We start from the raw sequence: 22,981 nt of genomic DNA, 5'->3' as shown, positions 1-22,981 counted from the left end.
GGGCTCCCGCGACGAGTCGGCGACGGGCCGGCCGGCACCAACCGGCCGGCCCGTCACTTGTTCGCCCTGGTGGGCACCGTCCCGGACGGCGCGTTCAGGTTTCGTTCAGTGCGGCGTTCAGGCGGGCGAGCCAGGTGGCGACGGGGCCGAAGGTGAGCAGCCCGCTGCCCGCGCCCGCGAGTTCGCCCGCGGCGGGCAGGAGCCGGTCGCGGGCGCGCCGCAGGACGGGTTCGTCGCTGAGCGACAGCGCGGCGGCGGCCTCCAGGCAGCACATCGCCTCGTACATCAGGTCCGCGGGCGGCTCCGGCAGGGCGCGCAGCGCCGCTTTCGCCTCGTCGTCGCGGCCGGCGTGCAGCAGGGCGAGCGGTTCGGCCCAGGGGCGGTACGGCCCCCAGCCGTCCGCCGGGTCGACCTCGACCGGGCTCCGGTCGCCGGACGGCAGCGGGTTCGGTGCGGTCAACCGGACGCTGAGCAGCGCGAGAGGCAGCAGCCCTCCGGACAGGCCGGGCATCCCGGCGCCTTCCAGGCGTGCGGCCGCCGCCCGGTAGGCCGCTTCCGTCTCGGCGGCCGGGGCCTGCCCCGACGCGGCCGACCGCAGCACGGCGTACCACTGCGTGAACACGCCGACCAGCGGCAGTTCATGGCGCTCGCCCAGCCGGTCGGCGGCGGCCGCGTGCCCGTCGGCCGCGGTGAAGTCGCCGAGCGCGCAGCGCGCCTGCAGCCCGATGAGGTGGCCGAGGACCTCGAAGGTCACCACGCCGTGCCGGACCGACAGGTCGACGAGCTCGGCGCCGATCGCGTCGCGGCGGGCCGCGAGCCCGGCCCGCGTGCACGACTGCATGTACGCGCCGTTCAGCGCGAACGCCAGCACCGCCGGATCGTCCAGGTCGCGGGCCAGCGCCTCCGCTTCGGCGGCGGCCTCCGGGCCCCGCGGCGACCGGGTGCCGCGCATCTCCAGCGCGATCGTGGCGAGCAGCCGCGCCCGCGTCGCGTCGTGCGCGGGCCCGGGCGGCAGCCGGGGCAGGACGCGCTCGGCCGCGGCGACGATCCGCCGCGCGAGCTCCGGGTCGTCGCTGCGCGTCCAGTTCGCCGGGACGTCGTAGGCGCCGATCACCCGGGCGGTCAGCTCCGGGTCGCCGAACTCCTCCGCCGCGGCGACGGCCGCCAGCCGGTGCCCTCGGGCGGCCTCCAGCCCGCCGCTCCCGCGCACCGCCAGGTCGCGGAGCAGGCCGACCGTCGACTCCAGCCGCGTGCGCGCCCCCGCCGCGACCGTGCGGTCGTAGTCGGCCGCCGCGCGCGTCCACAGCCGCGCCGCCGCCGTCTCCGGCTCGGCGGGCCGGTCCAGGCCGGGCGCCTGCGCGAGCACGTCGGCCTCCATCCGGCGCAGCTCGGGGCCGGGGTCGAGGCCGAGCCGGCCGGCCAGGATGCCGCGGGCGCGGCGCAGCACCGCGAGCGCGTCGGCCTGGCGGCCCGTCCGGTACAGCGCGAGCGCGAGCAGCCGCCAGCCCGACTCGCGCCACGGATGCTCGCTGACGTGCGCGTCCAGGTCCGGTACGGTCTCGGCGGCCAGCCCGGCGTCGAGCCGCGCCTGCGCCCGCCGCTCCACCGCGTGCAGCCGCAGCTCGGCCAGCCGGGACCGCTCGGCCCGGGCCCAGGGCTCGTCGGCGAAGTCGGCGTAGGCGGGGCCGCGCCACCAGCCGAGCGCCTCCTCCAGCCGCACCTGCGCCCTGCCGGGCGGCAGGTCGGCCGCGTCGGACACGGCCTGCTCGAACCGCCAGGCGTCCACCTGCCCGGGCTCGGCGCGCAGCGCGTACCCGGGCCCCTCGGTGACCAGCAGCCGGGGCGGCGTGCGCGGCGCACGGCCGGGCTCCAGCGCCCGGCGCAGCGCCGCCACGAACGTCCGGACCGCACCGACCGCCCCCTCCGGCGGGACGTCCCAGAGGTCGTCGACGAGCAGCCCGACCGGGACGACGCGCCGCCGCGCGACGATCAGCCTGGCCAGGACCGCCCGGTGCCGCGGCCCCTTCAACGCGATCGGCCCGCCCGCGGCGTCCCAGGCCGTCACCGGCCCCAGCACCCCGAACACGACCTCCACTCGCCCGCCCCTCCCCGGTGACTCCCCGCGACCTCACGCTAGCGCGCTGACCGGATGCTCATTCACGGACGGCAACCTGCGGCCATGACCACGACGATCAACGGTTTCCACTATCAGCGGGTCCCTGTCGCCGACGGGGTGTCCCTGCACGCGGCGGCCGGCGGCTCGGGCAGCCCGATCGTGCTGCTGCACGGGTTCCCGCAGACGCACCTGATGTGGCGGCACGTCGCCGCCGGCCTCGCCGCCGACCACACCGTGATCTGCCCGGACCTGCGCGGCTACGGCGCGAGCGACAAGCCGGCGGAGGACGGCCCGGACACCTACTCCAAGCGCACCATGGCCGCCGACATCGTCGCCCTCGCCCGCGCACTCGGGCACGAGCGCTTCGCGCTGGCCGGGCACGACCGGGGCGCACTGGTCGCCTTCCGCGCCGGCCTGGACCACCCGGACACGATCACGCACCTGGCCTGCCTGGACGTGCTGCCCACCCTGGAGATGTGGGACGCGATGCACGGGGTGAGCGCCGCCGTCGGGTTCCACCTCTACCTGATGGCGCAGCCGCCCGGCCTGCCCGAGCAGATGATCGCCGCGACCGCCGACGCGTTCTTCGGCCACTTCCTCGACGTCTGGGGTGCGGACCCGGAGGCGATCCCGGCCGATGTCAGCGCCGCCTACCTGGACGCCTGCCGCGACGCCGTCCCGTCGATCGTCGCGGACTACCGTGCGTCCGCCGGCATCGACATCACGCACGACCAGGCCGACCGCGACGCCGGGAACCGGCTGCGGATGCCGGTGACCGTCCTGCAGCAGGACTGGGGCGCCGCGCTCGGCTTCGACGCGCGGGCGCTGTGGTCGGCGTGGGCGCCGGACTTGGTGCACGGCACGGTCGGCCACGGCCACTTCATGGCCGAGCAGGCGCCCGCCGAGATCGCCAAGACCCTGCGCGAGCTCATGGACCGCTGAACCGCCGACTGAGCGCTAGCGAAGGAGCGGTTCAGCGGTTGTTGTCGGGGGGTCTGGGGGGTCGTCCCCCCAGGTGGGTGCTGAACCGCCGACTGAGCGCTAGCGAAGGAGCGGTTCAGCGGTTGTTGTCGGGGGGTTTGGGGGGTCGTCCCCCCAGGTGGGTGCTGAGCCATACTGACGGCCGCCCGGCGGGGCTCAGGTCGACAGCCAGTCGAGGATGCGGTGGTTGACGTCGGCGGGGCGGTCCAGTTGGAGGAAGTGGCCGCCGCCGGGGACGAGCTCGGCGCGCGAGCCGGCGGGGAGCCCGGCCAGGACGCCGCTGACGTCGCCGCCGGGGGTGACGATGTCGGGCCCCAGGCAGCCGTCCTCGGCGCCGTGCAGGTACAGGACGGGGCGTACGCCGATCGAGGTGGTCGCCTCCTGTTCGGCCGCATAGCGTTCCGTGTGGCGCGAGGTGTCGAACATGGCGCGGTAGTAGCCGAGCGCGGCCGACAGGTTGTCCGGTGTGCCGAGGCAGTCCATGACGTGGTCGACGTCCTCGGCGGCGTAGCCGGCGTCCTTGGGGGACCAGTCGCGCCACAGGCCTTCGATGAAGGCGCGGTTCACGGCGGCCTCCGCCAGGGGCGTCTGGAACACGAAGATGTAGAACGAGCGCTTGAGCTGCTCGTAGTCGAAGAAGGCCGTCGCCATCACCGAGATGGGCGGGACGGACATGGCGACCGCCTTGCGCCAGCGGTCGGGGGCCGCGGCGGCGGCGCCGTAGGTGGCGAAGGCGCCCCAGTCGTGCCCGATGACGACGGCGTCGGAGCCGCCGCCGAACGCCTCGTGCAGGGCGTTGGCGTCGGCGGCCAGGGCGCCGCCCTGGTAGGCGCCGTCCTCGGGGACGGACGTGGGCGCGTACCCGCGCATGAAGGGCGCGACGGCGCGGTAGCCGGCGGCGGCGAGTTCGGGGAGCAGGTGCCGCCAGGTGTGCGCCGAGTCCGGGAAGCCGTGCAGGCACAGCGCGAGCGGCCCGTTCTCCGGGCCCGCCGCGAGGTAGCAGAAGTCCAGGCCGTTCGCCTTTACCGAACCGGTGGTGATGTCGCCCATGCGGTGTTCGCCTCCTTGATCCCGGGGCGACGCTACCGCCGGCCGGGGTCCCGCGGCTGGGCGGGGGTGCCGGTCACGTGACGGCATCGCTACGGATACCTGTGTCCGAATACGTGCGGCGGGCCGGCGCTACCTCGACGGGCTGTCCGGGCTGTTCACCGTCCAGGTCGGCCACGGGCGCGAGGAGCCGGCGCAGGCCGCCGCCAAGCAGGCCGCCGAGCTGGCGTACTTCCCGATCGGGTCGTACGCGCACCCCAAGGCGGTCGAGCTGGCCGAGCGGCTCGCCGGCCTCGCGCCGGACGGCCTGGACCGGGTGTTCTTCACCACCGGCGGCGGCGACGCCGTGGAGAGCGCGTGGAAGCTCGCCAAGCAGTACTTCACGCTGACCGGCAAGCCCGCCGAGCACAAGGTGATCAGCCGCGCGGTCGCCTACCACGGCACCCCGCACGGCGCGCTGTCGCTGACCGGCCTGCCCGGCCTGAAGGAGCCGTTCGAGCCGCTGGTGCCGAGCGCGTTCCGGGTCCCGAACACCAACATCTACCGGGCGCCCGAGCACGGCGACGACCCGGAGGCGTTCGGCCGCTGGGCCGCGGACCGGATCGGGGAGGCCATCGAGTTCGAGGGGCCGGACACGGTCGCGGCGGTGTTCCTGGAGCCGGTGCAGAACGCGGGCGGCTGCTTCCCGCCGCCGCCCGGCTACTTCCAGCGGGTCCGCGAGATCTGCGACCGGCACGACGTGCTGCTGGTGTCGGACGAGGTGATCTGCGCGTTCGGCCGGCTCGGCACGATGTTCGGCGCGCAGCGGTTCGGCTGCACGCCCGACATCATCGCCTTCGCCAAGGGCGTGACGTCGGGGTACTCGCCGCTCGGCGGGATGCTCGTCGCCGACCGGCTGTTCGAGCCGTTCAGGCACGGCACGGCGATGTTCGCGCACGGCCACACCTTCGGCGGGCACCCGGTGTCGGCGGCGGTGGCGCTGGCGAACCTCGACCTGTTCGAGCGCGAGGACCTGCTCGGCCACGTCATGCGCAACCGCGACGCGTTCCGCGCGACGCTGGAGCGGCTGCGGGACCTGCCGATCGTCGGGGACGTCCGCGGCGACGGCTACTTCTACGGCATCGAGATGGTGAAGGACCGCGACACCCGGGAGACGTTCACAGAGGAGGAGTCGGAGCGGCTGCTGCGCGGGTTCCTCGACAAGGCGCTGTACGAGGCGGGCCTGTACTGCCGCGCCGACGACCGCGGCGACCCGGTCGTCCAGCTGGCGCCGCCGCTGACCTGCGACCAGGCGCACTTCGACGAGATCGAGCAGATCCTGCGCGCGGTGCTGGCGGAGGCGTGGGCGCGGCTGTGATCCTTCCGGGCGCGCCCGGGCCCGGCGGGCGCGGGCGCGCCCGGAGGCGGGATGATCCGCCGCGAACGTGCGGAACCACCACGGACCGGGCCAGGATGGGGCTACGCTGAGGCCGGTGTGACGCGGGTCACCGCGCCGTCCGGTGTCGGTCATGCACTTTACTTTGAGACAGTGCATGTAAACCGAATCACGTTCGGACGAGGTGATAGCACGTGCTCGAGGTCGCTGACATCAACCTGACGGACTGGGAGTTCTGGCGCCGGCCGCACGACCAGCGGCACGAGGCGTTCAAGGCCCTGCGGTGGCATCCCGAACTCGTCAAGTTCGAGGAGCCCGACATCGTCATCGCGCCGCAGGGGCCGGGCTACTACGCCCTCACCCGGCACGCGGACATCGTCGAGGCGTCCCGCCGCCCGCAGGACTTCTGCTCCGGGCGCGGCGCGATCAGCATCCCGGACATGCCGGGCGACATGCACGAGTACTTCGGCTCGATGATCAGCATGGACGACCCCCGGCACGCCAAGATCCGCCGGATCGTGTCCCGGGCGTTCTCGCCGCGGATGATCCAGCGGTTCGAGGACCGCGTCGAGGCCGTGGCCGCCGAGATCGTCGGGAACGTCGCCGCGGGCGGCGGCAGCGGCGACTTCGTCGCGGACGTGGCCGCCCGGCTGCCCCTGAAGATCATCTGCGACATGATGGGCATCGCCGAGGACCAGTACCGGACCGTCCTCGACGCGACCAACGTCATCCTCGCCGGCAACGACGCCGAGTTCGTGCCCGCCGGCGACCCCGAGCAGCTCGCCCTCGCGCTGCTGAACGCGGGCGAGACGCTGCGCGGCCTGGTCGAGGAGCTCGGCCGCAAGCGCCGCGAGGACCCGACCGACGACCTGACGTCCGCGCTGGTCAACGCCAACATCGACGGGGAGTCGCTGACCGACCAGGAGCTGGGCTCGTTCTTCATCCTGCTCGTCGTCGCCGGGAACGAGACGACCCGCAACGCGATCGCGCACGGCCTGGACCTGCTCACCCGCAACCCCGGCCAGCGCGCCCTGCTCACCGAGGACTTCGAGGGCCGCATCGCCGGTGCCGTCGAGGAGATCGTCCGGTACGTCTCGCCCGTCATCTGGATGCGCCGCACCGCCACCCGCGACACCACGCTGAACGGCCACGAGATCAAGGAGGGCGACAAGCTCGTCCTCTACTACTGGTCGGCGAACCGCGACGAGTCGGTCTTCACCGACCCGGAGAAGTTCGACATCCTGCGCGACCCCAACCCGCACGTCGGGTTCGGCGGGCCGGGCCCGCACTTCTGCCTGGGCGCCCACCTGGCGCGGCGGGAGATCACCGTGATGTTCCGCGAGCTGCTGGCCAAGGTCCCCGGCATCCGCGCCGGGGAGCCCGACCGGCTGGAGTCCAACTTCATCAACGGGATCAAGCGCCTGCCGTACACGATCTGACCGGACGCCGCGTCCGGCGGGCCCGCAAGCACTCCCGGCGCTTCGGGGGCTTTGCCGGGAACGCGGCGACCGGTGGTCGACGGCTCGGTGAACGTTGCGTGGCGGGCCGCCGAGGCGGCGCCGGGTGCGGTTAACGTGCGGAGAAGCCCAGTTCCGCACGTTCCGGGAGCGCCCGTGCCCGAGACCGACCCGACCGCCGAGCCGCGCGCGGCCCGGGAACGGGGCGACCGGCTCGCCGCCGACAACGCGGTCGTCCGGCTGCGGCTCGCCGAGCTGGAACGCGAGCAGGCCGACCGGGACGACCAGATCGGGCGGCTGATCGGCGCGCTGAACGAGGCGGCCCGGCGGATCGGCGACCTCGACCGCCGCCGGGCCGTGGCCGAGCACCGCGCCGAGCGCGCCGCGTGGGAGCACGAGACGCTGCGGCTGCAGCGCTGGTCGCGGCTCGGGCCCGCGCTGGCCGCGCTGCGCCGCCGCCCGCTCGCGCCCCGCTCGTACCGGGGCGTCCGGGACGCGCTGCGCACGCTCAACCTGCCGCCCGAGCCTCCCGAGGAGCCCGCGCGCACGCGCCGCCCCGACGTCCTCGTGGCGGAGACCGAGCCGATCGAGGTGACGCCGCCCGCGGCGCCGGACGGCCGGGTGAACCGGCCCGGTCTGGTCGCCGCCGTCGTTCTCGGCGCCGTCCTGGAGGCGAACCTCCGCTACGAGTGGACGCAGGTCGCCGCGTCCGGCGGCTGGCGGGGGACCTTCGCGGAAAGGCCACCGGACCTGCTGCTCGTGGAGTCGGTTCGGACGGCCCTTCCCGTCGCGGAGATGGCGGACTGGTGCCGCGAGCACGGCGTCCCGACCGCCTACTGGGACACCGGCGCCGGCCTCGGCGACGCCGCCGCGCACTTCGACCACGTCTTCACCGTGGACGCGGCGGCGGTGCCGGAGCACCGGCGCGGCCTCGGCCACGACCGCGTCCACCACCTGCCGCTCGCCGCGCAGCCCCGCCTGCACAACCCGATGCGCGTCCAGGACCACGGCCGCTACCCGCTGCTGTACGAGGGGGAGTACGACCAGGGCGCCGAACCGCTCATCGCGCCCGCGCCCCGGCTCGGCGCGCACTTCTTCGCCACCGGCTTCCCCCGCCTGTACCGGCAGCGTGTGGCGCCGCCGCGCCCGTACGAGGAGGCCATCGCGATCCGCAAGCGGTTCCGCGTGCTGATCGCGCCCGCGCCGCGGCTTGCGTACGAGGCGGCGGCGGCCGGCGTGCCCGTCATCCACCACCGGGCGGACGCGGACCCGGCGTTCGGCCCGGCGGTAGAGGACACCAAGGCGGCGCAGCGCAGCCTGCGCGCGCTCTTGCGGGCCCCGGAACTGCGCGACCGGCAGGCGCACCTGGCACTGCGCCGGGTGCACGCCGAGCACACCTACCGGCACCGCGTCGACTCCCTCCTGGAACACCTCGGGACAGGGCCCGCCCCTGCGGCGCCGCCGACGGTGTCGCTGGTCCTGTCCACGTGCCGGGCCGAGCAGATCGCCTCCTCGCTCGAGCAGATCGCGGCGCAGGTCTGGCGGCCCCTGCAGCTCGTGCTGGTGCTGCACCGCCTCGACCTCGACCCACGGGACGTGGAGAAGCAGGCGATCGCCGCGGGAATCGACGACATCGTCGTCCGCCGGGCCGACGCGTCCCTGTCCCTGGGCGAGTGCCTCAACCTCGGCATAGAGGCCGCGGACGGCGCCTACATCGGCAAGGTCGACGACGACGAGCTGTACGGGCCGCACTACGTGTCCGACCTGCTTCCCGCGTTCTCCTACACCGACGCCGGCGTCGTCGGGAAACTCGCCCACTACGCCCTGCTCGAAGCCATGAACGCGACCGTGCTGCGCTACCCCGAGCATGAGCACCGCTATGTGGACGTGGTGCGCGGCGGGGCACTGCTCGCGGACGGCGACCTGATGCGCACGTACCGGTTCGCCGACCGCGGACGCGGCGAGGACACCGACCTCTTCCGGCGGCTGCGCGCGGACGGGGTCCGGGTGTACGCGGCCGACCGGTTCTCGTTCGTCACCGTCCGGCACGCGGACGCCACCCGCCACACCTGGCGGCCCACCGACCTGGAACTCCTCGACTCCGGCCGGCTGGCCTTCTACGGCCTGCCCGAGGAGCACATCCTGTTCTGACGCGCCTTACCAGGGCACCGGGCCGTCCTCGGCGACGAACGCGCCGTTCGCGGCGCCGCCGGTCGCCGCCCCGGCGATCACGGCCGCGCCCTGGGCCGGCGTGCGGGGACCGGTGCGCCCGTTCAGGTCGGTGGCGCAGTACCCGGGCGCGGCCGCGACCACGCTGACCGTGGTGTCGGCCAGCTCCTTGGCGTAGGCGACCGTGACGGCGGCAGCTCGGCCGCGGCCGCGACGGAGGCCTCGTCGGTGACGTCGATGCGGACGAACCGCGCCGCGGCGCCTTCACCCGCCAGTTCGGCCGCGGCCTTCTCCCCGAGCTCCGCGGAACGCGCGCCGACCAGCACGGTCCGGCCGCCGGAGCCGAGGATTCGCGCCGTCTCGAAGCCGATTCCCCCGGCATCTGCTGGAACGGCTCGACGACACGCCCGCCTACGTGCTGAACGCCCGGCACGACATCCTCGCCTGGGACCCGCTGGCCGCCGCGCTGATGACGGACTTCGCCGCGATGCCCGCCAGGGAGCGCAACGTGATCCGGTGGCTGTTCACCAGCCCCGTCGCCGGCCGCTACCCCGGCGACGCCGGCATCGCCGAGCTGGTCGCCGAGGTGTCCGCGCGCAGCCCGCTGTTCGCCCGCCTGTGGGAGTCGGGCGAGGTCGGCATCAGGCGCAGCAGCCGCAAGCGCATGAAGCACCCGGTGGTCGGGCCGCTGGAACTGCACTGCGACGTTCTGTACCTGCCGGAACGCGACCAGCGAGTGGTCCTCTGCACCACCACTCCCGGCACGCCGTCGCACGAGGCGCTGAAACTGCTCCGCGTCGTCGGAACCCAGGACCTCGCCTCCCGCTGAAGCCCTCGCCTGCTAGCGCAGCTCGCGCTTGAGGATCTTGCCGGTGGCGGTCATCGGTAGCTCGTCCCGGAACTCCACGATCCGCGGGTACTTGTAGTTGGCGAACTGCTCTTTGCCCCACGCGACCAGTTCGTCCTCGGTCACGGTCGCGCCCGGCTTGCGGATCACGTACGCCTTGACCTCCTCGCCGTGGCTCGGGTGCGGGACGCCCACCACGGCGGCCAGCGAGACGTCCGGATGGGTCATCAGGACCTCCTCCAGCTCCCGCGGGTACACGTTGTAGCCGCCCCGGATGATCATGTCCTTGGAGCGGTCGATGATGTAGTAGTAGCCGTCCTCGTCGCGGCGGGCCACGTCACCGGTGCGGAACCAGCCGTCCCTGATCGCCTCGGCGGTCGCCTCGGGCCGCTTGTAGTAGCCCTTCATGACGTTGTGGCCGCGCACCGCGATCTCGCCCGGCCCCTCGCCCTCGACGTCCTTCCACTCGTCGTCGACGAGCTTCATCTCCACGCCCCAGACCGGCAGCCCGATCGACCCCGGCCTGGTCGGCCGGTCGGGCCGGTTGAACGAGCAGACCGGCGAGGTCTCCGACAGCCCGTAGCCCTCCAGGACGTTCATCCCGAACTTCTCCCGGACCCCCTTGATGACCTCCATCGGCAGCGCCGCGCCGCCGGACACCGCGACCCGCAGGTTGTCCCGGATCGCCGCGACGTCCGCGGGCGAGGTGTCGTCGCTCAGCAGCGCCCAGTACATGGTCGGGACGCCGGCGAAGATCGTCACCTTCTCCTTCACCAGCAGCTCGACCGCCTCCTTGGCGTCGAACCGCGGCTGCATGACGAGCGTCCCGCGCCGGTAGAACCCGACGTTCATCACGCACGTCTGCCCGAAGATGTGGAACAGCGGCAGCGTCACCAGCGACGTGTCGTGCGGCGTCCGCGCGAACAGCGTGTCGTCGACCATCGCGTTCATCAGCAGGTTGCCGTGCGTGAGCTCGGCGCCCTTCGGCTGCCCGGTCGTCCCGCTGGTGTAGATGATCACCGCGGTGTCGGTGCCCTCGGTCCGCTCGGTGTCGAACGCGTCCGGCTGCCCGGCGAGCGCCGCCCAGAACAGCTCGGCGCCCTCGACCGGCGACTCGGTCGCGGCGGGGTCCGCCGGCAGCAGGAAGAAGTGCTCGCAGCCCTCGGCCTGCTCGAACCCCGCGCGGCCGGTCTCGCCGAGCGGCAGCTGCGGCGTGCCCTCGAAGCAGAAGAAGGCCTTCGCCTCCGAGTCGCTCAGGTGGTAGCCGATCTCGCGCGGCTTGAGCAGCACGTTCAGCGGGACGACCACCGCGCCGGCCTTGAGCGCCCCGAAGTACACCATCGGGAAGTACGGCAGGTTCGGGCTGGACAGCGCCACCTTGTCGCCGGGGCGGACGCCGCGCGAGCGCAGCAGGTTCGCGACCTGGTTCGCGACCGCGTCGACGAAGGAGTACGAGAGCCGCAGGTCGCCGAAGACCACGGCGTCGCGGTCGGGCGTCTCCCTGGCGGCGTCCTCCAGCAGCACGGACAGGTTGAGCATGGCACTCCTCGCGCGGAACGGTGACCGGCCGGTTGGTTACCGAGGAGTCTATGACCAGGTGGCCAGGTGGCCAGGTGGGGGCGGGCGCCGGGGCCGGACGGCCCGCCGGAACCGCCGCCTCCCGCGCCCGCCAAGCCCCCGCGTGAAGGCTTGCGGTTGCGCTACTCTTGATGTATGTCGGCCAGGCTGCTCCTTCAACGACCACGTTGACGCATCGACGTCGACGTGGTGGCCCCTCCTTCGCGAGGGGTCGTTTCATGTGACGGACGGCCCGTAGGCCCTGTGGACCCCAGATGGAGACCGGAGCGGAAGCGTGAGCAGCGACGAGCAGTACGACCCACGGGCGGTTCAGGACAAGTGGCAGGCCCGCTGGGCGGAGCTCGACCCCTTCACGGCCGAGGAGAAGGACGACGGCCGCGAGCGGCGCTACGCGCTCGACATGTTCCCCTACCCCAGCGGCGACCTGCACATGGGCCACGCCGAGGCGTTCGCCATCGGCGACGTCGTGGCCCGCTACTGGTTCCAGCGCGGCCACAACGTCCTGCACCCTATCGGCTGGGACTCCTTCGGCCTGCCCGCCGAGAACGCCGCGATCAAGCGCGACTCGCACCCCGCCGAATGGACCTACGCCAACATCGACACGCAGGCCGCCTCGTTCCGCCGCTACGCCCCGTCCTTCGACTGGACGCGCCGCCTGCACACCTCCGACCCCGAGTACTACAAGTGGACGCAGTGGCTGTTCTTGCGCTTCTACGAGCGGGGCCTGGCCTACCGCAAGGGCGGCCACGTCAACTGGTGCCCGAAGGACCAGACCGTCCTGGCGAACGAGCAGGTCGTCGGCGGGCACTGCGAGCGGTGCGGCGCGCTGGTCGAAAAGCGCGTGCTGACCCAGTGGTACTTCAAGATCACCGACTACGCGGACCGGCTGCTGGACGACATGGCGCAGCTGGAGGGCAAGTGGCCCGAGCGCGTCCTGCTGATGCAGCGCAACTGGATCGGCCGCTCCACCGGCGCCGACGTCGACTTCGTGATCGAGGGCCGGGACGAGCCCGTCACCGTCTACACCACCCGCCCCGACACCCTGTTCGGCGCCACGTTCATGGTCGTCGCCGCCGACGCCGCGCTGGCCGAGGAGATCTGCCACCCCGACCAGCGCGCCGCGTTCGAGGCCTACCGCGAGGAGGTCTCCCGGGAGAGCGAGATCGAGCGGCTGTCCACCGAGCGCGAGAAGACCGGCGTGTTCCTCGGCCGCTACGCGGTCAACCCGGTCAACGGCGAGCGGCTGCCGGTCTGGGCGTCGGACTACGTGCTGGCCGAGTACGGGCACGGCGCGATCATGGCGGTGCCCGCGCACGACCAGCGCGACCTGGACTTCGCGCTGAAGTTCGGGCTGCCCGTCCGCGTCGTGGTGGAGACCGGGCTGCCCGACCCCGCCGAGACCGGCATCGCCACCCCCGGCGACGGCCGGCTGGTCAACTCCGGCCCGATCGACGGGATGGGCAAGGCCGACGGCATCGCCCGCATCATCGAGGTGCTGGACGAGCGCGGAACCGGACGCGCCTCCGTCAACTTCCGGCTGCGCGACTGGCTGGTGTCCCGGCAGCGGTTCTGGGGATGCCCGATCCCGATCGTGCACTGCGAGGCGTGCGGCGAGGTCCCCGTCCCCGACGAGCAGCTGCCCGTCCGGCTGCCGGAGAACCTGCGCGGCGCCGACCTGGCGCCCAAGGGCACCTCGCCGCTGGCCGCCGCGTCCGACTGGGTGAACGTCGAGTGCCCCAAGTGCGGCGGCGCCGCCAAGCGCGACACCGACACCATGGACACCTTCGTCGACTCGTCCTGGTACTACTTCCGGTACTGCTCGCCGGGCTACGAGGACGGCCCCTTCGACGTCGAGCAGGTCCGCCGGTGGATGCCGGTCGACCAGTACACCGGCGGCGTCGAGCACGCCATCCTGCACCTGCTGTACAGCCGGTTCTTCACCAAGGTCCTGTACGACATGGGCATGGTCGACTTCACCGAGCCGTTCACCCGGCTGCTGAACCAGGGCCAGGTGATCCTGAACGGCAGCGGGATGTCGAAGTCGACCGGCAATCTGGTCGACCTCGGCGACCAGATCGGCGAGTTCGGCGTCGACGTCGTCCGGCTGGCGATGCTGTTCTCCGGCCCGCCCGAGGACGACATCGACTGGGCCGACGTGTCCCCGCACGGCATGTCGAAGTTCCTGACCCGGGTGCACCGCATCGCGACCGAGGTCTCCAGCGCGCCCGGCACCGACCCTGCGTCCGGCGACACCGCGCTGCGCCGCGCCACCGCCCGCACCGTCGACGAGGCCACGAAGATGGTCGAGACGCAGCGGTTCAACGTGGCGATCGCGCGGATCATGGAGCTGGTCACCGCGACCCGCCGGGCGATCGACTCCGGGCCCGGCGCCGCCGACCCGGCCGTCCGCGAGGCCGCCGAGGCGATCGCGGTGCTGCTGTCGCTGTTCGCCCCCTACACCGCCGACGAGGCCTGGGAGCTGCTCGGACGCACCGCGCCGGTGATCCGCGCGGGCTGGCCGCACGCCGACCCCGCGCTGCTGGTGGAGGAGTCGGTGACCTGCGTCGTGCAGGTCGCCGGCAAGGTCCGCGACCGGCTGGAGGTGCCGCCCGGCGTCGCCGCCGAGGAGCTGGAGCGGCTGGCGCTGGCCTCCGCCAAGGTCCAGGACGCGCTGGGCGGCGCGGACATCGCCAAGATCATCGTCCGGGCGCCGAAGATCGTGAACATCGTCCCGAAGCGCTGACGGCCACCTGGGCCGAGCGCTGAGGCGGCCGCGGGGATCATCCCCCGCGGCCGCCTCTCAGCGTCGCTCGCACGCCCCCAGAGGGCCGCGCGCTACATCTTGCGCAGCACCGCCACGACGCGCCCCAGCACGGACGCCTCGTCGCCGGGGATCGGCTCGTAGGCCGGGTTCTGCGGCATCAGCCAGATGTGGCCGTCCCTGCGCTTGAACGTCTTCACCGTCGCCTCGCCGTCGATCATGGCGGCGACGATGTCGCCCTGCTCGGCGACCGGCTGCTGGCGCACCACGACCCAGTCGCCGTCCGCGATCGCGGCCTCGATCATCGAGTCGCCGGTGACCTTCAGCAGGAAGTGCGTGCCCTCGCCGACCAGCTGCTTGGGCAGCGTGAACACGTCCTCCACGGCCTCCTCCGCCAGGATCGGGCCACCGGCGGCGATCCGGCCGACCAGCGGCACGTAGGCCGGCGCGGGCCGCGTCGCGGTCTCCTGGCCGCCGACCGCCTCGTAGGAGTCGGGCTCGGTGCGGACCGGCGTCGCGCCGGGGACGCGCACCTCCACCGCGCGGGGGCGGTTCGGGTCGCGCCGCAGGTACCCCTTGCGCTGCAGGGCCCGGAGCTGGTGCGACACGCTGGAGGTGCTGGTCAGGCCGACCGCCTCGCCGATCTCGCGCATCGAGGGCGGATACCCCCGGCGCTGGACCGAGTCGCGGATCACCTCCAGCACCATGCGCTGCCGCTGGGTCAGGCCCGTCTCGTCCATGGGCCCGTCGGGCAGCTCCCGGACCTTGCTCATCGCTCGTCGCCTCCCGGGCGCCTCGATCCGTCACTCCTTGTCATGAACGCTATCGCGTCCGGACGAAATGATCAAACAATTGTTCGAAGATGTGCTCGCGTTTCGCGGGTGGGCTGCGGTACAACATCGTACAGGCGTTCGATCGAAAATTCATTCGAAGTCGAGGAGGGTGGAGATGCCCGATTCGCCGTCCGATCAACGCGTCCCGCCGCGTCCCGAGCGCGCCCCGGTCCGGCTGACCCGCCGCGGGCGCGCCGTCCTGGTGCTCTTCGCCGCCGCCGCCACGCTCGCCGCCCTCTGGCTCGACGGCGGCACCGGCGCCTTCGCCGGCGGCCGCGCCGACCACCACGGCCGGTCCGGGCACGTCCGGACGGCCGTCGTCGAGCCCGGCGACACGCTCTGGCGCATCGCCACGGACTGTGACCCCGGCGCCGACCCGCGCGTCACCGTTCAGCGGATCATCGACCTCAACGGCATGGGCGGCGACCCCACCGTACAGCCGGGCCAGCGGCTCGTCCTGCCCGGCTGAACCCTCCCGGGCGGCCCCGCCGGAGTGCCCGCGGCGACACGCCCGGGCCCGGAACCCGATCGTCCGACGTGACCTGGATCTACGGGGCGGACGCGACGCGGGTCCACCCGCGAGGCCTGGGACCAGGTTGCGCAGCCGTGCGCCGAGCCGTACGGTTGACCACAACATCTAGTAGTCACACTGATGTAAGTCACCTATATATGGCGTGTAGTCGGTGTGACTCGTTTCCGTCAGGGGAGGGAAAGCGCGTGCACTGTCCGTTCTGCCGCAACCCTGACACCAAAGTGATCGACAGCCGCGCGACCGATGACGGCGGCGCCATTCGGCGCCGCCGCGCGTGCGCGGAATGCGGCAAGCGATTCACCACGCAGGAGAATGTGCTCGTGATGGTGGCCAAGCGCAGCGGGGTCACCGAGCCGTTCTCCCGAGAAAAGATCATCGCCGGGGTGCGCAGGGCCTGCCAGGGCCGCCCGGTGGACGAGGATGCGCTCGCGAAGCTGGGGCAGCGGGTCGAAGAGGCGATCAGATCGTCCGGATCCGCGGAAATCCCCTCGCACGAGGTCGGCCTCGCGATCCTGGGGCCCCTTCGTGAACTCGATGAGGTCGCCTATCTGCGATTCGCCTCGGTCTACCGGAGCTTCGAGTCGCTGGACGACTTCGCCAAGGAGATCGAAGCGCTGCGGAAGGCCGGTTCCTCGGGGGAGCCCGGCCCGCCCCGGTAAGGGCGGTTCCGGAAATACGACAAGCACATCGTGAAGGCGCCTCCGCACGGGCATGGCCCGGGCGGCGGCGGAGTTGTTCCTGTACAGGGCCCGGCGGGAGGGCCCGGGAGGGGGAAGTCATGACGGAGACGGTCAGCGGGCCGGCACGGCGCGGCAAGGGGGGCCGCAAGGGGCTGAAGGTGGAGCGGATCTTCACCACGCCCGGCGTGCACCCCTACGACGAGCTGCGCTGGGAACGCCGCGACGTCGTCATGACCAACTGGCGCGACGGCTCGGTCAACTTCGAGCAGCGCGGCGTGGAGTTCCCCGACTTCTGGTCGCTGAACGCCGTCAACATCGTCACGTCCAAGTACTTCCGCGGCGCGGTCGGCACCCCGCAGCGCGAGTGGAGCCTGAAGCAGCTCGTCGACCGCGTCGTCGGCGTGTACGTGGAGACGGGCCTGAAGGAGGGCTACTTCGCCTCCGAGCAGGACGCCGAGATCTTCGAGCACGAGCTGAAGTACGCCCTCGTCCACCAGATGTTCAGCTTCAACTCGCCGGTCTGGTTCAACGTAGGTACAAAGTCCCCCAAACAGGTCTCTGCGTGCTTCATTCTGTCAGTGGATGACACGATGGAGTCGATTCTCGACTGGTACAAGGAAGAAGGGGTGATCTTCAAGGGCGGCTCCGGTGCCGGCCTGAACCTCTCCCGGATCCGGTCGAGCAAGGAGTTGCTGTCGTCCGGCGGCACCGCAAGCGGCCCCGTGTCATTCATGCGCGGCGCCGACGCCTCCGCCGGGACGATCAAGTCGGGCGGCGCCACCCGCCGCGCCGCCAAGATGGTCGTCCTGGACGTGGACCACCCCGACATCCAGGAGTTCATCGAGACCAAGGCGCGCGAGGAGGACAAGATCCGCGCGCTGCGGGACGCCGGCTTCGACATGGACCTCGGCGGCAAGGACATCGGCAGCGTCCAGTACCAGAACGCCAACAACTCCGTCCGGGTGTCGGACGAGTTCATGCACGCCGTCGAGGCGGACGGCGAGTTCGGCCTGCGCGCCCGGATGAGCGGCGAGGTCGTCGAGACCGTCAAGGCCAAGGACCTGTTCCGGCTGATGGCCCAGGCCGCCTGGGAGTGCGCCGACCCCGGCATCCAGTACGACGACACGATCAACGACTGGCACACCAACCCCGAAACCGGACGTATCACCGCGTCCAACCCATGCTTCCCCGCCGATCAGCGGGTGGTCACCGACAAGGGACTCGTCCGCATCGGTGACATGGTGCGGCGGGCCGCGATCGGGGAGACCTACGGGGTCTACACCAACGATGTGACGGCCGAGTCGGACGCGCAGGACCGCATCGTCGCCACCGACCCGCTGCGCTACATGGTGACCGGCACCAACGAGATCCTCGAGCTCCGGTTCTCGGACGGTTCCCGGCTGAGGTGCACCCCGGGACACCGCATCTGGACCGCCGACCGCGGCTGGGTGCACGCCGAGGACCTGACCGAGGACGACCGGGTCGTGCGGTCCTTCCACCGCGCGAGCCGCGCGGCGGCGACGGGCGAGATGCCCATGGCCGCGCACCATGCCGCACAGGCGGCGGCGTCCCGGTACGCGTTGGACCTGCCGGAGAAGTGGGACGAGGAGTTCGCCCACTACCTCGGCTGGCTGATCGGTGACGGATGTGTCACCGACGCCGGTGTGATCACGGTCTACGGCACCGAGCGCGAACAAGAGACCGTGATGCCGAGGCATGAGCGTCTCCTGCGCCGCATCACCGGGCGCGAGCGGAAGCCCAGCGTCCAGGCGAACGGAACGCAGCAGCTCCGAGTCGGCCACGAGGCGTTCCGCTCCTTCCTGCGGGCTCTCGGCGTGTCCGGCGGGCGGGCGCCGGAGAAGGTCGTCCCCGCGGCGGTCTACGAGGCTCCCGAAGCGGAGCTCGTGGCGTTCCTCCAAGGGCTCTTCGACGCCGACGGGTGCGTCGTCGGCCTGAAGAACGGCACCCGGTACGTCGGGCTCGGAAGCCGGTCCGAGGAACTGATCCTGGGCGTCCAGGAACTGCTCGCCTCACTCGGCATCGCCGGCCGGATCTACCGGACGGGCGCCAAGAAGGAGAGCTTCCACTACACCCGCAAGGACGGCAGCGAGGCGACCTACGGCTCGGACGGCCCGAGCTTCGACCTGCGCATCAGCGGCCAGGCCATGGCCGAGTTCGCCGCGGTGGTCGGCTTCGGCCTGCCCGCCAAGCAGGACGCGCTGCTCGGTCTCCTCGACACGACCAAGCGGTACAAGAAGGACCTGTCGGTTCGCATGGTGTCCCGCGAATCCAGGGGCTTCGAGACCACGTACAACCTGACCGAGCCCCGGAACCACTCGTACATCGTGAGCGGATTCGTGGTCGCGAACTGCAGTGAGTACATGTCGCTGGACAACTCGTCCTGCAATCTCGCGAGCATCAACCTGCTGAAGTTCCTCACCGACGAGGGCACGTTCGACGTCGCGAAGTTCATCAAGCTCACCGAGCTGATCATCACGGCGATGGACATCTCCATCACCTTCGCCGACTTCCCGACCGAGAAGATCGCGCAGACCACCCGCGACTACCGGCAGCTCGGCATCGGCTACGCCAACCTGGGCGCGCTGCTGATGGCGACCGGCCACGCCTACGACTCCGAGGGCGGCCGGTCCCTCGCCGCGGCCATCACCTCGCTGATGACCGGCGTCGCCTACCGCCGCTCCGCCGAGATCGCCGGCGTCGTCGGCCCGTACGCGGGCTACGCCCGCAACGCCGAGGGCCACAAGCGGGTCATGCGCAAGCACGCCGCCGCCAACGACGACATCCGCACCCTCGACGACATGGACAAGGCGATCCACGCCGCCGCCGCCAAGCAGTGGCAGGAGTGCCTGAAGGCCGGCGAGAAGCACGGCTACCGCAACGCGCAGGCCAGCCTGCTCGCGCCCACCGGCTGCCTGACCGGTGACACCCTGGTCACGACCGACCGCGGCCTGATGCGCCTGTCCGAGATCGGGCAGGTGTACGGCGACCGGTGGCAGGACCTGGACCTGACCGTCTCCACCGACGAGGGTCCCCGCCGGGCGACGAAGTTCTTCGTCAACGGCGAGGAGCCGACCCGCCGGATCCGCACCCGCGGCGGCTACGCCGTCCAGGGCACCCTCACGCACCGGGTCAAGGTCGTCGAGGAGGGCACGGGCGAGTGGGTGTGGCGGCGTCTCGCCGACATCGCCGAGGGCGACCTCATCCCCATGCAGATGCGGACGCTCGTGGGCGACCGCAACGAGGTCCCGCTGCCCGTCCTCGATCAGGCGTACTACACCGATGACCGGAACGTCCATGTCCCGGACTCCGTGACGCCGGAACTCGCCGAACTCGTCGGGTACTTCATGGGGGACGGAAGCCTCCACGCGAAGGGCATCCGGCTGTGCGTCGCGGACGGCGACTTCGACGTGGCCGAGCGGCTGCAGATCCTCGCGAAGGAACTGTTCGGCATCGCGCCCGCCGTGGCGCAGCGGGAGGGGTACCGCGAGGTGACCCTCCAGTCCGTGCGGCTCGCCCGGTGGTGGAAGGCCGCGGGCTTCGCCAAGGACCTGCCCGGAGTCGACCACGCGGGCAAGGGCTGGACGCCCCGGGTCCCCTCGGCGATCCTCGAGACGAACGACGCCGAGGTCTACGCCGGCTTCCTTCGCGGGCTGTTCGAGGCGGACGGAACCGTGGCGGAGGGCGTCCCCAGCCTGTCGACCGCCTCGGAGTCGTTCGCGGGTGAGGTCCGTACCCTGCTGCTCGCGCTCGGGCTGGCCACCACGACCCGGACCACCGTCAGCGGCTTCGGCGGCGACATCTTCCAGGTCCGCCTGCGGAACGTCGACCACGCGCTGAACTTCGACGAGATGGTCGGGTTCATCAGCGAGCGGAAGGGCCGCCTCATGGCGTCCCTGGAGCCGGAGCGGTCGGCGAAGAACGACCACGTGGTGCTGTCGAGGGACGTGTGGGAGCAGCTCGTCCCGGCGGGTCACCCGTCCAGGAACGCCGTCATGCAGTCGGTTCGCAAGCACGGCGGTGTGTCCCGCATGCTGGCGCGGTCGCTGTACACCGAGACCATGGACGAGCGGCTCGGGTTCGCGCTGGGCTACCTGTTCGAGCGCGTGCAGGCCAACGAGGACGGCGGCGTCCAGCCGACGTACGACCTGTCGGTCCCGGACAACGTCACCTACGTGGCCAACGGGATGGTGAGCCACAACACCATCGGCCTGATGATGGACTGCGACACCACGGGCATCGAGCCCGACCTCGCGCTGATGAAGTTCAAGAAGCTCGTCGGCGGCGGGTCGATGCAGATCGTCAACCAGACGGTGCCGCGCGCCCTGCGCAAGCTCGGCTACCAGCAGGAGCAGATCGAGGCGATCGTCGAGTACATCGGGGAGAACGGCCACGTCGTGGACGCGCCCGGGCTGCGGCCCGAGCACTACGAGGTGTTCGACTGCGCGATGGGCGAGCGGGCGATCAGCCCGATGGGGCACGTCCGGATGATGGCGGCGACGCAGCCGTTCCTGTCGGGGGCGATCTCCAAGTGCGTTTCGGGAGAGACGCTCGTGGCGACCGCGGATGGGCTGACCCGGATCGGCAGCCTCCACCAGGGGGAGGCTGAGGACACCTTCCGTCCGGAGAATCTCGTCATCTCGTCTCTGGACGGCGACCGGAAGACGGACGCGTTCTACTACGGCGGGGTCCGGCCTGTCCGCAAAGTGACGCTCCGCTCTGGGCACACGATCACCGGCACCTTCCCGCACCGGCTCCTGACAGCGGGAGACGGCGGTCTCGTCTGGAAGACGCTCGGGGAGATCGGCGAGGGCGACGCGGTGGCCGTGCAGTATGGCGCGGAGATGTGGGCGGCTCTGCCGGCGAGCCTGAGGCACGTCGAGGTGCCGGCGGCGTACGGCGACCAGAAGCGGATCGTGCTTCCGGACGAGATGACGGAGGAACTGGCCTTCCTGCTCGGCGCCTACGCGGCGGAAGGGCACACCAGCCGCAGCACGTGGTCGGTCGTGATCACCAACTCCGTGCCGGAGGTGCTGGAGCGTGTCCGGCGGGCCTGGAAGTCGATCTTCGGGCTCGACGCACGGATCACCTCGCAGCCCGGGCGGTGCCCCGGAGTCGTCGTCACGTCCAAGACGCTCGTCGAGTTCATGGACGCGCTGGGGTGCGGCTCACGGGCCTCGGACAAGCGCATCCCGGACGTGGTGCTGCGGTCGCCGCGGAAGATGGTGATCGCGTTCCTCCAAGGGCTGTGGCTGGACGCGTACGTCACCACCGCCACGGCGCCGAAGTGGGCGATCTGCCTGGACAGCCCGCAACTGCTGGACGACCTGCAGGCCGTCCTCACCAACCTCGGTGTCGTGCACGGCCGGGTCTCCAAGTACAACGAGAAGTACGGCAAGTCCTTCGACGAGGTTTACGCGGCCGGGACGCAGGGGCAGCTGCTCGTCAGCATGGCGCCGTTCCTGGAGCCGGAGAAGGCGGCGCGTGCGGCGGAGTACCTCTCCATGGACTTCGCCGCCCGCGACACGGCCGATGTCGTTCCCGGGATCACACCGCGCGAGCTGTACGAGCTCATCCCGGATGACAGCAGGCCCGGGCGGAACGGAGTCCGTAGCGCGCGTCGTGCGTTCGCCTTCCTGTGCGATCCGCGTACGCGGCAGGTGACGCGGCGGACGGTCGAGCGGGTGTCGACGCTGCCGGGCGTCGTGCTGCCGGACTGGCTGAGGCAGGTGCTGGACGGTCGGCTGCACTTCTCGCCGGTCGCGTCCGTGGAGGACGCCGGACAGGTCGAGGTCTTCGACCTCTCGGTGCCGGAGACGCACGCCTTCGTGGCCAACGGCATCATGAACCACAACACGGTCAACATGCCGGAGCAGGCGACCGTCGAGGACATCGAGAAGGTGTACTTCGAGGGGTGGCGGCTCGGCCTGAAGGCCCTGGCGATCTACCGCGACAACTGCAAGGTGGGCCAGCCGCTGTCGGCCGCCGGGAAGAAGGAGGAGCCGAAGGCGGAGGCGGCTCCGGTCGAGGTGCGGCCGGTTCGCAAGCGGCTGCCGAAGCAGCGGCCGGCGACCGTCACCCGGTTCTCCGTGGCGGGCGCCGAGGGCTACATGACCGCGTCGTCCTACCCGGATGACGGTCTCGGCGAGGTGTTCCTCAAGCTGGGCAAGCAGGGCTCCACGCTCGCCGGCGTGATGGACGCGTTCTCCATGGCGATCTCCATCAGCCTGCAGTACGGGGTGCCGCTGGAGACGTGGGTGGAGAAGTTCACCAACATGCGGTTCGAGCCCGCCGGGATGACCGACGACCCGGACATCCGCATGGCCACCTCGGTGATGGACTACATCTTCCGCCGCCTGGCGCTGGACCACCTGCCCTACGACGAGCGCGCGGAGCTCGGCATCTTCACCGCCGAGGAGCGTGCGATGCAGGCCAACGGCGAGGACCCGGCGACCTTGCACGCCGACGAGGAGATCGAGCACGAGACCCTCGCCCAGTCGGCGGAGATCGCCCGTCCGGCGGTTCCGGCGCCGGTGTCGGAGGCGCACTCGTCGATGGAGGTCATCGAGAGTCGCCAGGGCCGCACT

The 22,981-nt window shown here is 71.8% G+C and carries 13 protein-coding genes and 2 pseudogenes; 9 read left to right on the top strand and 6 right to left on the bottom strand.

Annotation, left to right across the window (positions count from 1 at the left end; genetic code table 11):
- Positions 1 to 94 precede the first annotated feature (94 nt).
- Positions 95 to 2,095, bottom strand: a complete 2,001-nt coding sequence (locus F8568_RS07545) for an AfsR/SARP family transcriptional regulator (protein WP_151592741.1) — start codon at positions 2,093 to 2,095, stop codon at positions 95 to 97.
- A gap of 84 nt (positions 2,096 to 2,179) precedes the next feature.
- Here F8568_RS07545 and F8568_RS07540 point away from each other — a divergent pair, with 84 nt between their 5' ends.
- Entirely contained in the window at positions 2,180 to 3,058 is an 879-nt protein-coding gene (locus F8568_RS07540) for an alpha/beta fold hydrolase (RefSeq protein WP_151592740.1), read from the top strand.
- Between the two features lie 195 nt (positions 3,059 to 3,253).
- On the opposite strand, the gene F8568_RS07535 is transcribed toward F8568_RS07540, so the two are convergent.
- Positions 3,254 to 4,147: an alpha/beta fold hydrolase gene (locus tag F8568_RS07535; protein ID WP_151592739.1), complete on the bottom strand. Its 894-nt coding sequence runs from the start codon at positions 4,145 to 4,147 to the stop codon at positions 3,254 to 3,256.
- Positions 4,148 to 4,268: 121 nt separating this feature from the next.
- Between F8568_RS07535 and F8568_RS07530 the strand changes: the two are divergent.
- From F8568_RS07530 to F8568_RS07520, 3 genes and pseudogenes are all read left to right on the top strand, one after another.
- A pseudogene (locus F8568_RS07530) lies at positions 4,269 to 5,501 on the top strand (aspartate aminotransferase family protein); the annotation flags it as partial.
- Between the two features lie 212 nt (positions 5,502 to 5,713).
- Positions 5,714 to 6,958: a cytochrome P450 gene (locus tag F8568_RS07525; RefSeq protein ID WP_151592737.1), complete on the top strand. Its 1,245-nt coding sequence runs from the start codon at positions 5,714 to 5,716 to the stop codon at positions 6,956 to 6,958.
- A 174-nt stretch (positions 6,959 to 7,132) separates the two neighbouring features.
- Positions 7,133 to 9,127, top strand: a complete 1,995-nt coding sequence (locus F8568_RS07520) for a glycosyltransferase family protein (protein ID WP_151592736.1) — start codon at positions 7,133 to 7,135, stop codon at positions 9,125 to 9,127.
- A 6-nt stretch (positions 9,128 to 9,133) separates the two neighbouring features.
- Here F8568_RS07520 and F8568_RS46620 read toward each other — a convergent pair whose 3' ends face one another.
- Entirely contained in the window at positions 9,134 to 9,289 is a 156-nt protein-coding gene (locus F8568_RS46620; RefSeq protein WP_202124584.1) for a Rossmann-fold NAD(P)-binding domain-containing protein, read from the bottom strand.
- The gene (locus tag F8568_RS07515) at positions 9,250 to 9,516 is read right to left on the bottom strand and encodes an SDR family NAD(P)-dependent oxidoreductase (RefSeq protein ID WP_407924460.1); all 267 of its coding nucleotides are present in this window, start codon (positions 9,514 to 9,516) and stop codon (positions 9,250 to 9,252) included. Before F8568_RS07515 ends, F8568_RS46620 begins: the two co-directional genes overlap by 40 nt.
- Positions 9,517 to 9,527: 11 nt before the next feature.
- Between F8568_RS07515 and F8568_RS07510 the strand changes: the two genes are divergently transcribed.
- On the top strand, positions 9,528 to 9,974 hold the full coding sequence (locus F8568_RS07510; RefSeq protein WP_328600769.1) for an MmyB family transcriptional regulator: 447 nt from the start codon (positions 9,528 to 9,530) through the stop codon (positions 9,972 to 9,974).
- Between the two features lie 12 nt (positions 9,975 to 9,986).
- On the opposite strand, the gene F8568_RS07505 is transcribed toward F8568_RS07510, so the two are convergent.
- Positions 9,987 to 11,531 (bottom strand): long-chain-fatty-acid--CoA ligase, encoded by a 1,545-nt coding sequence (locus F8568_RS07505; RefSeq protein ID WP_151592734.1) that lies wholly within the window; start codon positions 11,529 to 11,531, stop codon positions 9,987 to 9,989.
- Between the two features lie 280 nt (positions 11,532 to 11,811).
- Here F8568_RS07505 and leuS point away from each other — a divergent pair, with 280 nt between their 5' ends.
- Positions 11,812 to 14,313, top strand: a complete 2,502-nt coding sequence (leuS, locus tag F8568_RS07500) for a leucine--tRNA ligase (protein ID WP_151592733.1) — start codon at positions 11,812 to 11,814, stop codon at positions 14,311 to 14,313.
- Positions 14,314 to 14,405: 92 nt separating this feature from the next.
- Here leuS and lexA read toward each other — a convergent pair whose 3' ends face one another.
- Complete coding sequence (lexA, locus tag F8568_RS07495; RefSeq protein WP_151592732.1) at positions 14,406 to 15,104, bottom strand: transcriptional repressor LexA; 699 nt, start codon at positions 15,102 to 15,104, stop codon at positions 14,406 to 14,408.
- Between the two features lie 175 nt (positions 15,105 to 15,279).
- Between lexA and F8568_RS07490 the strand changes: the two genes are divergently transcribed.
- From F8568_RS07490 to F8568_RS07480, 3 genes and pseudogenes are all read left to right on the top strand, one after another.
- On the top strand, positions 15,280 to 15,633 hold the full coding sequence (locus F8568_RS07490; RefSeq protein ID WP_160573538.1) for a LysM peptidoglycan-binding domain-containing protein: 354 nt from the start codon (positions 15,280 to 15,282) through the stop codon (positions 15,631 to 15,633).
- 248 nt (positions 15,634 to 15,881) lie between these two features.
- Complete coding sequence (nrdR, locus tag F8568_RS07485; protein WP_151592730.1) at positions 15,882 to 16,355, top strand: transcriptional regulator NrdR; 474 nt, start codon at positions 15,882 to 15,884, stop codon at positions 16,353 to 16,355.
- 119 nt (positions 16,356 to 16,474) lie between these two features.
- Positions 16,475 to 22,850: pseudogene (locus tag F8568_RS07480) on the top strand (LAGLIDADG family homing endonuclease); the annotation flags it as partial.
- Positions 22,851 to 22,981 lie beyond the last annotated feature (131 nt).

Source organism: Actinomadura physcomitrii, assembly GCF_008923205.2.
GTDB lineage: Bacteria > Actinomycetota > Actinomycetes > Streptosporangiales > Streptosporangiaceae > Spirillospora > Spirillospora physcomitrii.
The sequence above is the reverse complement of the archived record's forward strand: the minus strand, read 5'-3'. Positions and strand labels throughout refer to the sequence as shown.